Genomic DNA, 11255 nt, shown 5'->3' on the forward strand with positions numbered 1-11255 from the left:
TATTAATATATTGAAGGGGGTGTTACTTAAGTTAAATATAAAAAAAACCGCAATAAATGCGGTCTTTTTCGATGCTCGAAAAGTTAAGCCTTTGTCCAACCTTTGCGAATAGGATAAGCGAAACAGAGCTGATAGAGCTGTTGTACCCATTTTTGGAGTATATCACCACCTTTAGACCAGAAGAGCTGGCAAAGACCACAAGAAAGCAGAGCAACGATAAAAGCCCCCATCATATCGATTGGCCAATGCACGCCAAGATAAATACGCGCCCAAGCAATCGCAAGCCCTAAACCGAGCATAATATAGCCAATGCGTTTGCGGTTATGCCAAAAGAGATAAGCTAAAGCAATGGTGAAAACAAACGTACCATGGTTACTTGGGAATGAAGGCGTTGCATCGTGATCAAGAAAGTTGTAACCAATGTTGGCGGCAAAAGGGCGTTCATGAGGAACAATAGCACCAATCACCCAAGAGATAGAAAGTGCGATACCTAAAGAAACAGCGGCTTTGCATACTAATGTTCTTTGCTGACTAAGATGTTTTTCATTCCCCCATAACCAATAGAACACTAAAGATAATGGAAAAAGATAGACAAGGTACTTAGCAATAACTATCGCCATACCGATTTCTAAAGGAGATGCCGTAGGTGTTGCATTCATCATTGAAAATACGGCTAAATTGAATTGTTCCAGCAAAGTAGGCTCCATACATGTCGTACTGATAAGCGATGTTTATGATATATGATACGCAAGTTTTTAAGGGTAAATGAGGGAGTAATAGGGGTAAAGTGTTTTTTTCTTATTTAATTGTGCTTTTTTTAAAGATTTGTCAGTTTTATTCTCAAACTGAGTTAAAGCACTCTTAAAAAGAGTATTTCGCTTATGTTATTACTCTCACATCGTTTTTTTTTCTTATCTTCAATGAGGTATTACTTTATGTGGTTCCAGAAAAATATAGTCCTTAATGCAAGGCCAAGAGGATTTCACTTAATTACACAAACATTGATTCAAGAATTACCGGAACTAAGACAATATAAAATTGGAATTGCTCATTTTTTTATTCAACATACATCGGCTTCATTAACGATTAATGAAAATGCTGATCCAACAGTACGAAATGACTTTGAAAGTTTCTTTAATCAATGTGTCAAAGAGGATGAGGATGACTATCTTCATACTTATGAAGGTAGTGACGATATGCCAGCGCATATTAAAAGTAGCTTACTTGGACAAAGTGTCACTGTTCCTATTAGTCAAGGAGAACTGAATTTAGGGATTTGGCAAGGGATTTATCTTGGTGAACATCGTAATCACGGCGGTAATCGTCGTATTATTGTGACATTACAAGGTGAGTGTGGCTAAGTTTCAAGCAATAAAAAACCCGACAGTTATTTCACCAAATGGGTTGAAACTATCGGGCTCCTCAATATTTGGGGACATCAAAGAAAAGCAGTGGCACTAATTCAGACTACGGGTTAGAAAGAAAGTTCGCTGACTAATGAAAAAAAATAGAATATTTTTTTAGAAAAAGTGGAAATAGAAAGGAAAAATGGGGATTAAGAAAAAAGAAAGCGCTAAAACATATTGATAAATAAGCTGTTTTAGCGCTTTTGGATTAGTTGTAGATGCCTAAATTTTCTTTAGCATAAGCTTCAAAATCTGTGCAACCACCAATGTGTTTCTCATCAATAAAAATTTGTGGCACAGTTTCAACAGGTTTACCAACAGTTTTAGATAAATCAGCTTTTGTAATTCCTTCAGCTTGAATATCGACATAGCGGAAATCGAAATCGTCACGTTTTTCAGACAAAGTTTCAGCCAGTTGTTTTGCACGAACACAATATGGGCAACCTGGGCGACCAAAAATGACAACAAACATACAACACTCCTTATGAGGAAATAAAATTCAGGCATAATAGTTTCTATTGATTGTTACTATGCCTTTTTATGAGGCTAAATAAAAACAGTTATTGCCTTTTAGTGTGATAAATTATATCAATTTGCCGAATAATGAGATAGGACTGCGATACAGCTTTAGCGGAGAAATGATGGAAAAGCCTTCAAATCGAGATATGAAATCACTGTCAGATATGCCCAAACCCATTATCATCATTGAAATAATTGGGATTATTCTCTTAGTGATTGCTTATCTTTATATCAATCAATATATGACCTCCCCGCAGTGGCTAGGAACATATACAGGACAATTGACGCTGGTTGTTTTAGGCGTTATCTGCATGATCCCGCCAGCTATCCATATTGTATGGCGTGCTATTTATCGATTAACTTTTTTAGGGATCGATAATAAATCCACAAATAATAAAAAGAAAAAAGAAAATACCGAAGAATAGCAACCTGTTTTTCCTCAAAATGTATTAGAAACTAAGAAAAACCAAGATGTAAATTGGCTTAATTTTCTTCGTTTTTCTATTTATTTAGTGCCTTCAAGATAGAAAAAAGTGGCAAAATAGCACCAATGCCAAAAGGCACTCTTTTTTTGCGCGTAAAGGTTATTTAAATGAACGCTGTTGTGACTACCGATCTGGATCAGCTAAAATCTTGGCTTGATGAACTACAGATTGCTTATTATGAATGTGACTCTTGTCAGGCGTTGCATTTACCACATCTTCAATATATCAGTGGCATTTTTGATGCTAAAATTGATATTCTTGAGGATGTACTTGTATTTACTGCTATCGCTGAGTTAAAACCGTCAGCAATCGTGCCATTAATGGCCAATTTAAGCCAAATTAATGCAAGCTCTTTATTTATTAAAACATTTCTAGAAATTAGTGATGATAATTTACCAAAATTAGTTTTCTGCCAATCATTTCCGGTTGCAGCAGGCATTTCACTGAATCAATTTGACCTGTTCTTACAAAAAGCAGAAGAGCAATCTGCTGAAGTTGTTAGTGAAATTTTTTAATAACGGTTTCTTGTATGGTGAAAAGCAAGAAAGTGAAAACGAAGAAGATGAAGATGTTGAGATAAATAGCACATCAACTGACTCCTCCTATACTGTACATTAATATTAATCTCCATAACGGTCACAAAATCTTATGCAATGCGCACGATTTAGTGCGGGTGAATGTCATTCTTGTGAGTGGCTTTCTCTTGCTTACCCTGAACAAATCAAGAAAAAACAGCACAGCCTATTAGCATTACTTCCCAATGATTATGCTTTTGATAAATTAGCACCTGTGGAAAGCCAACAGGCGCAGTTTCGTAATAAAGCCAAAATGGTCGTTAGTGGGAGTGTCGAAAAACCTGTTTTAGGCTTAAAAACTAAGGATGGTATCGCTGTCGATTTATGCGAATGTCCACTGTACCCAGCTTCTTTTGCACCCGTGTTTTCTGTTTTAAAAACATTTATTGCAAAAGCAGGGTTAGTACCCTATGACATTGAACGCCGCCGCGGTGAACTCAAGTTTATTTTATTAACAGAGAGTCGAAGCAATAGCACCATGATGTTGCGCTTTGTTTTGCGCTCAGAAAAAAAAACGAGAACAACTTCGTAAAGCACTTCCTTGGTTACAAGAGCAATTGCCTCAATTAGCCGTTATTTCCATTAATATTCAACCTGTACATATGGCTATTTTGGAAGGTGAGCAAGAAATTATTCTGACAGAAAAAACGTTCTTAGATGAATCATTTAACCAAATACCCTTACATATTCGTCCTAGAGGTTTTTTTCAAACTAATCCAGTAGTAGCTTCATCACTTTATGCCACAGCAGGTCGTTGGGTGAGAGAATTAAATATCACACATTTGTGGGATATGTTTTGTGGTTCTGGGGGCTTTGGATTGCATTGTGCGGATAAATCAACCCAATTAACAGGTATTGAAATTAGCCCAGAAGCAATTGAATGTGCTCGTTTATCAGCTCAGGAATTAGGGCTAGAACATGTTGAGTTTCAGGCTTTAGATTCAACAGATTATGCATTAGCGAAAGGAGCAGTTCCTGAATTAGTGCTTGTTAATCCACCAAGGAGAGGTATTGGTGAGGCATTGTGCGATTATCTTAATAAAATGAAACCTCGCTTTATCCTTTATTCAAGTTGTCATGCTCAAACTATGGCAAAAGATATTCAGCAACTTTCACACTATCAAATAGATAGAGTGCAATTGTTTGATATGTTTCCTCATACTTCTCACTATGAAGTGCTGACGTTAATTGGTATTACAAGACAACTAAGATATTTATTACAAAATAGTGATTGAGTGTTAGTATAAATAAGCATTTAACGCTCGATGGATAACATCGGGCGTTTTCTTTTTTATTAGATAGGCATTCTATTTTATGCAGAATTTAAAAGCATTGTTATTAGTGATGGTGTTATTGGGGCCTTTGGGGATCGATCTCTATTTACCGACAATACCAGCGATTGCTCAAGATTTAGGGAGTAGTGTATCCCTTATTCAATCAACTATCGCTTTATTTATTTTAGTCCTCGGTGTAGGGCAACTTATATCAGGGCCTTTAGTGGATAAGTTGGGTCGTAAGCCTATCGCTATCGCTGGGATCCTTATCTATATTTTAGGTTCTGTTATTGCAACGGTTTCGACCGACTCAACATTTTTTATTATTTCGCGATTATTACAAGCTTCGGCAGTATGTTGTACTTCCGTTGTGGCTTTTACCTGTGTGCGTGACTGTTTTAATGGTAATGAAGCTGCTCGCGTTTTTGGTTTTTTAAATGGCACGTTAAATATTATTCCTGCTTTGGCACCGCTATTAGGTGGATTGTTGGCAGAATATTGGGGATGGCGCGCACCTTTCGGGTTCTTAATTTTCTATTCAGTGTTTGTATTGATTTTGATCACCCGCTTTTTACCAGAAACAAAGCCTGAAAATACAGCTCAATCAAAACAAAAGTTAGGTAAAACATACCTTGAGATTTTATGCAGTAAACGCTTTTTGACTTTTGCTTTAGTGAATGCGGGTACAATGGGGATGGCATTAACCTATGTGTCATTTGCCCCAATTGTATTGATGAATGATGCAAAATTATCGGCACTGATTTTTTCTATTGTTTTTGGTGTAAATGGTTTTTGGATCATGTTTGTCAGTTTTTATGCGAATCGTGTTATTCATCGCCTCGGTAGACCTATTTGTTTGATCTTAGGGAGTGGGTTAATGGGATTAGGTTGTGTGAGTTTGTTAGGCAGCTTGTTGCTCATTCCTACCGACATGCAGGATCATTGGCTGATTTATATGCTTCCTGTGGCAAGTGCTTGTGCTGGTCTTGCTTTTATTATGGGGCCGGCGACAAGTTATGCGCTTGAACCTTATTCACAAACGGCTGGTATTGCCTCTGCATTAGTGGGTTTTATTCAAATGGCAGGCGGGGCAGTTTTTGGTTTAACGGCATTAGCTTCACCAGTACAACCTAAATTAGCGTTAGCTATTGTGATGTTAATGGGGAGTTTATTAGCGTTGAATGCTTACCGAGTAAGCCATAAAGAAGCATTAATAGAAAGGCAGGCTACACAAGAATAGAACACGTATTTGTTGTTTATTCTGACATATAAAAACACCCCAAAGTTGGTGTCCAACTTTTGGGGTGCAGTTCAAAAACGGTTGGGGTGTTTTTATATCGATAATTTGGTTTACACGTTTTTAATTACGATGCTCAAACTCTAAGGCTTTTTTTCTCAATCAATCTCATTAATAGTGTCAATATTCCGTTGATACACAGATAAATAATACCCGCAGCAACAAAAACCATGACATCATAACTTTGACCAAAGACTTGTCGGCTATAACCTGTTAACTCAAGTAAAGTGATGGTACTGGCAAGTGAGGTACTTTTGAATATTAAGACTACCTCGTTCGAATATGATGAAAGCGCACGCTTAAATGCATAAGGTAATATCACTCTTGCTGTTTGTATAGGTGACATGCCTAACGCTTGGCAAGACTGCCATTGTCCTGATGGAATAGCTCTTACCGCACCATAAAAAAGTAGAGTTGAATAAGCCGCACTATTTAATGCTAATGTAACCATTGCACAAAACCATGGTGTTGATAGCAATTCCCACATTGTTGGGAAGTTTTTTAACGCAGGGAATTGCCCAGGGCCATAATAGATTAAGAAGAACTGTACTAATAAAGGCGTACCAGTAAATAAGGTAATATAAGCTTTTATTATTTGACTAATAACGGGTGTTTTTAGTGCTAAAACAAACGTCATTAAAACTGAGAGTGTAAATGCAACCAATAGCGCCACAAGCGTTAAAGAAAGGCTAGTTGGTAATCCTGGTAAAATATCTACAATATAATCCCACATTATGAGGCACTCCGTTCAAATCGGGTCGTTCTCATCTCTAACCATTTCAGGATATATTGACTGACCAAGGTAATAGCCAAATAAATCAAGGCAACAATGCTATACCAAGTAAAAGGTTCTTGGGTTCGGTTAGCAATACTTTGCGTTTGTAACATTAAATCATTAACGCTGATTAATGAGACTAATGCTGTATCTTTTAATAACACTAACCACTGATTACCTAAGCCGGGTAAAGCGTGACGCCACATTTGAGGCATGATAAAGCGGAAGAAAATAGTAATACGCCCCATACCTAATGCTTGACCCGCTTCCCATTGTCCTGTTGGTACGGCTTTTAATGCACCACGTAGAGTTTGTGAAGCATAAGAAGCATAAAGAAGTGAAAGGGCGATAACACCGCAATAGAAAGGCAATGATTCAGTATCACCAAAATCAATTTGTAAGGTGAAAGCACCAAGATCAATTCCATCCATTAACATCATGACGCCTTGCAAGGTGCCATAATAGACAAAAAGAACTACCAGCATTTCTGGTAGTCCTCTAATGAGTGTTACCCAGCATGTTCCTAAGAAAGCAAAGGCTTTCCATCTTGCGGATTCCCAAGCTGTAAACAGCATGGCTAGAACTAATCCGATGATAAGAGCAGAAATAGCAAGTGTGACCGTTGTGACGGCCGCACCTGCTAGAGTTGTTATTTCATTCATTTATTAAACTATTATTGTTATTCAAACCATTTTTTATAAATGACATCATAGGTGCCATCAGCTTTTACTTCAGCTAATGCTTTGTTTAATTTATCTTGTAAATCAGCATTGCCTTTTCTTACTGCGATCGCAAGGCCTGTACCAAAGTAGTTAGGATCGGTAACTTTGTCGCCTACAATACCTAATTCAGGGTTCTTTTTCAGCCATTCATTAACAACCGCAGTGTCACCAAAGATAGCTTCGATACGACCATTTTTAAGATCTAATACTGCATTTTGATAGCTGTCATAAGGAACAGTTTTCATCTCTTTGTGTTGTTCATTGATAAATTTCTGATGGGTTGTTCCATTTTGTACACCAATTTGTTTGCCTTTTAAGCTCGCAACATCAGAGATTTTACCTGTTACTGTGATAAATACTGCTGAGTTATCATAGTAAGAATCAGTGAAATCAACTTGCTTTTGACGTTCTGGCGTAATATCAATACCCGCCATTAACGCTTCAAAACGACGGAATTTCAAACTAGGAATTAAACTATCAAATGACTGATTGGTAAAGGTACAATCAGCATTAATCTTTGCACACATTGCATTTGCTAAATCAACATCAAATCCCACAATTTGATTATTCGCATCAATCATTTCAAATGGAGGATACGTTGCTTCAGTTGCAAAACGAATTGTCTCTTTCTCAGCCGCAGTTGCAGAAAGTGTAATACTGGTCAGAAGTGCTGCAAATAATATTTTTTTCATTGTCTGATCCTGATTTAGTGTGACAAGTAATTAGCAAAAGCTTCCGTTTGTGGCGCAGTGAAACGATAGTTATCACCTTGCTCTATAATACGGCCGTTTTCCATATATACAACTTTGCTCGCGGCTTTGCGTGCAATTTCAACTTCGTGGGTTACAATAACTTGTGTAATACCCGTTTCAGAAAGTTCTTTGATAATATCAACAACTTGAGCTGTAATTTCAGGATCTAATGCTGCCGTAGGTTCATCAAATAAGAGAACTTGAGGCTCCATCATTAATGCTCTTGCAATAGCAACACGTTGTTGCTGACCTCCCGATAAATGCAGAGGAAAACGTCCTGCATAATCACTTAAACGTAAACGCTCAAGTAATTTCATTGCTTTTTCTTTGGCTTGCGGTTTTGATAAACCTAATACACGACATGGTGCTTCAATTAAGTTATCTAGAACCGTTAAATGTGGCCATAAATTGTATTGTTGAAATACCATGCCCACATTTTGGCGTAATGAGCGAATTGCTTTTGCGTTAGGCTGCTGGCTAAAGTCAAAATGTAGACCCGCAATTTCTAATTCGCCTGAACGTGGCATTTCTAATAAATTAAGAACTCTCATTAGTGAACTCTTACCTGCACCACTTGGTCCCAACAGAACCATTGTTTCACCAGCAGAGCATTCCAGATTAATATCATAGAGTGCTTGGTGCGAACCGTAGAAACAATTTATGTTTTTTAATTGAATACTCATGCGTTTTTTCTGAATAGTCATTAACTGATGCAAATAATAAAAACGGCAAGAATAATTATGCAACTAAAAACTGCATAATAAAAGTGGTTTTTTTTACGTAAAAAATGGGTAATTTAGCTATTTCTCTTCACTGTTAGGTGAATTTTTATCCAGTTTGTAAGCGTTAGTACTTATTGTTTTAGCCATACCTTTGAAAATAAATAAGTGAGCAGGCATCATGGCAAACCAATAAAGCAATCCACTAAACCCTGCTGGGTGCCACCACGCACGAACATCTATTGAACGAAGATTACCGCTGTCGTGGATCGTGAAAGAGAGTCTACCTAAACCAGGAGCTTTCATTCCAAATAGCAGTGTGAGTTGTTTTTCAGGCTCAAGTTTGATCACTCGCCAACCATCAATCATATCGCCAAGTTCTAATGTTTCTCTAGAAGGCGCCCGTAAGTGACTTTATTTCCAGCGATATCATCCATAATAGCGCGTGTTTTCCATAGCGTATTACCATAAAAATAGCCTTGTTCTCCGCCGATTTGTTGCACTGTATGCCAAAGGGATGCTGCGCTTGCGGGGGTGGATACTGTACAACCTGCATTTTTAGGGTAATAACCATAACCGGGTTTCCAGCGGCTACGAACAGCGGGAGAGTATCCCCAATCTTGGTTATCTAAAGCCGCTGCTTCATCAGCGAGGGTTTCTTTTACTGCATCATCAAATTTAATGAGAGATTGGGGAATAAGTTTACGTAATGGCTCATCGTTGGCTGGGAGATCGAATTTAAGCCCTTGGATCAACTCTTTGGCAATCGAGGTTGGCACAGATGTTATCATACTGATAAAACCTGCCGAAATAAGACTTCCCGGCATCGGTATCGGGATCAGCACGCGTTTTTTACCTGAGATTTTAATAAAGCGTTCAAAAAGGGTTTGATAACTAATATATTCAGGGCCACCCGCATCAAAAATGCGGTGTTGATGAGTGGGATGATGAATAATTTCAGTTAAATAGTGAATTAAATTTTTGAGCGCTATAGGCGAGGATTTAGAACGAACCCAACGTGGAGGGGTAAGAATAGGAAGGTTATAAACCATATCACGCATAATTTCAAAGGCAGCAGAGCCGGGCCCTACAATCATAGAGGTTCGAATTTCAGTGACAGGAATAGTGCTCGTTCTTAACACTTCCCCTGTCAGTTTTCGGGCAATAAGATGAGGTGAATATTGTTGATCCTCATGCTGTAAGGCACTTAAAAAGATAATTTGTTTAACGTTCGTGCCTTCTAATGCTTCTACAACGTTAATTGCCGCTTTACGCTCTTGCTCAACTAAATTATGTGAATCGCCCATGCTATGAACAAGATAATAAACGATATCTGTATCGAGCATGACCTTGCTTAAGGTTTCTGGATCATGCAAATCGACAAAGATACAGCGTGTATTTTTCCAACCTTGAGACATCATCCAGTCAACTCTACGGGCACCCGCTGTGACCTGATGACCTTGTTTTATCAGAGCTGGAATAAGATTTTGACCAATATGTCCACTTGCACCAAGTACTAATACACGCAGTTGATTCATTATTAATCCATTGTAAAAAGAGAACGTTATTGTTCTATTGTTACTGATTTTTCTATGAAGTAAAGAATGCCATCAAGATTGGTGTGATTAAACTTAAAACGAATCCATGCACAATCGCTGCTGGCACGATGGATACACCTCCACTTCTTTGTAAAACCGGTAAGGTAAAGTCCATGGATGTTGAGCCACAAATACCTAATGCGGTATTTCTATAACGATTAACAATGATCGGAATAAGCATGATTGCCGCTAATTCACGCATTAAATCATTGAAAAATGCAGTACTACCAATTACGGGGCCAAATGCATCGGTGAGCACAATACCCGATAATGAATACCAACCATAACCCGATGCAATGGCTAATCCCATTTTCATCGGTAGTCCCAGCAAGTAAGCCGCCAAAGCACCACCAGCAAGTGCGCTAACCCCCATAACGACAGCAATGGTTGTTCCACGACGGTTGATCAGAATTTGTTTTGGGCTCATTCCGCTATTACGTAATTGTAAACCGACTAACCAAAGTAAAAAGATAAGCGCACCTTGGCTGGCATGAGAGGCATAATGGAAAATTGACCAGTTGGTTAAGCCTATAAAAAAACCCACAACAACGACACCACATAATTGCAGTGATTCAAGTACCATTTTTATACGTGAAGGGGGCTTGGATTGTTTATGGGCTGGAACATCCCAAGGATCTTTTTTTATCCAATAGCCATAAAAACAGTAAATTTGCGCCAAATGTACATAAAAAGAAAACACTGGCATAAGAAAGAATCGAGACTAAGTTTTCACCAATATTATCTAGCATGGCTAAACTAACACCCATTAGAAATAGGATCACGTAAACCATCGCGCTGAGCAGGCGGTTTGCCAGATGAAGTAATGGGCGATTGTTTAACTTAATCAAATACCCTACAAAAAGCGGAAGTAGGATAATTAATAATCCTGATAGCATTTCTATTCCTTACTGAGTGCGCTCAAATTATAAAATAAACTAATAACGTAACTTGGATTATAACATTTACTTATGATGTTGTGGATACAGAAATTAAGATAAGCCTAAAATATTTATTAAGGGTCATGAGCCTACCATGTTTCACAATAATAGGCTTTAATTGATTGAAAAGTGAACGAAATGGGTATATATCGAATAGTTGAGTAAATTTTATTACGGCATCTTGACTATGATTAA

General features: G+C 37.9%; 8 protein-coding genes and 5 pseudogenes. 5 read left to right on the plus strand and 8 right to left on the minus strand.

Going from position 1 to position 11255, the window contains the following annotated elements; genetic code table 11:
* Positions 1–83 precede the first annotated feature (83 nt).
* Positions 84–695 carry an undecaprenyl-diphosphate phosphatase gene (gene ybjG, locus BHE89_RS00585; protein ID WP_069368155.1) on the minus strand — a complete coding sequence of 204 codons (612 nt, stop codon included), beginning with the start codon at positions 693–695 and terminating at the stop codon, positions 84–86.
* Positions 696–935: 240 nt separating this feature from the next.
* On the opposite strand from ybjG, the gene BHE89_RS00590 reads away from it, so the two are divergent.
* Positions 936–1361 carry a secondary thiamine-phosphate synthase enzyme YjbQ gene (locus BHE89_RS00590; protein ID WP_069368156.1) on the plus strand — a complete coding sequence of 142 codons (426 nt, stop codon included), beginning with the start codon at positions 936–938 and terminating at the stop codon, positions 1359–1361.
* Between the two features lie 253 nt (positions 1362–1614).
* Here the strand turns inward: BHE89_RS00590 and BHE89_RS00595 are convergent, their stop codons facing one another.
* The gene (locus tag BHE89_RS00595) at positions 1615–1878 is read right to left on the minus strand and encodes a GrxA family glutaredoxin (RefSeq protein ID WP_036912158.1); all 264 of its coding nucleotides are present in this window, start codon (positions 1876–1878) and stop codon (positions 1615–1617) included.
* 169 nt (positions 1879–2047) lie between these two features.
* On the opposite strand from BHE89_RS00595, the gene BHE89_RS00600 reads away from it, so the two are divergent.
* The 4 genes and pseudogenes from BHE89_RS00600 to BHE89_RS00615 all read left to right on the plus strand — a co-directional run bounded on the left by BHE89_RS00600 (position 2048) and on the right by BHE89_RS00615 (position 5499).
* On the plus strand, positions 2048–2350 hold the full coding sequence (locus BHE89_RS00600; RefSeq protein WP_069368157.1) for a YbjC family protein: 303 nt from the start codon (positions 2048–2050) through the stop codon (positions 2348–2350).
* A 167-nt stretch (positions 2351–2517) separates the two neighbouring features.
* Positions 2518–3028, plus strand: a pseudogene (locus BHE89_RS00605) (type III secretion system chaperone family protein).
* A gap of 30 nt (positions 3029–3058) precedes the next feature.
* Positions 3059–4220: pseudogene (rlmC, locus tag BHE89_RS00610) on the plus strand (23S rRNA (uracil(747)-C(5))-methyltransferase RlmC).
* 79 nt (positions 4221–4299) lie between these two features.
* Positions 4300–5499: a multidrug effflux MFS transporter gene (locus BHE89_RS00615; RefSeq protein ID WP_069368160.1), complete on the plus strand. Its 1200-nt coding sequence runs from the start codon at positions 4300–4302 to the stop codon at positions 5497–5499.
* A gap of 120 nt (positions 5500–5619) precedes the next feature.
* Here the strand turns inward: BHE89_RS00615 and artM are convergent.
* From artM to BHE89_RS00645, 6 genes and pseudogenes are all read right to left on the minus strand, one after another.
* Positions 5620–6289, minus strand: a pseudogene (artM, locus tag BHE89_RS00620) (arginine ABC transporter permease ArtM).
* Positions 6289–6993 (minus strand): arginine ABC transporter permease ArtQ, encoded by a 705-nt coding sequence (gene artQ / locus BHE89_RS00625; RefSeq protein ID WP_006537477.1) that lies wholly within the window; start codon positions 6991–6993, stop codon positions 6289–6291. The pseudogene artM and the gene artQ overlap by 1 nt, the downstream one beginning before the upstream one ends.
* Before the next feature lie 17 nt (positions 6994–7010).
* Positions 7011–7745 (minus strand): arginine ABC transporter substrate-binding protein, encoded by a 735-nt coding sequence (gene artJ, locus BHE89_RS00630; protein ID WP_069368162.1) that lies wholly within the window; start codon positions 7743–7745, stop codon positions 7011–7013.
* A 14-nt stretch (positions 7746–7759) separates the two neighbouring features.
* Positions 7760–8488: an arginine ABC transporter ATP-binding protein ArtP gene (artP, locus tag BHE89_RS00635; RefSeq protein WP_069368163.1), complete on the minus strand. Its 729-nt coding sequence runs from the start codon at positions 8486–8488 to the stop codon at positions 7760–7762.
* A 117-nt stretch (positions 8489–8605) separates the two neighbouring features.
* Positions 8606–10062 (minus strand): annotated as a pseudogene (locus BHE89_RS00640) (DUF2867 domain-containing protein).
* A 52-nt stretch (positions 10063–10114) separates the two neighbouring features.
* Positions 10115–11018, minus strand: a pseudogene (locus tag BHE89_RS00645) (LysO family transporter).
* Between the last annotated feature and the right edge of the window lie 237 nt (positions 11019–11255).

This window comes from Shigella sp. FC1967, assembly GCF_001743005.1.
Taxonomy (GTDB): domain Bacteria; phylum Pseudomonadota; class Gammaproteobacteria; order Enterobacterales; family Enterobacteriaceae; genus Proteus.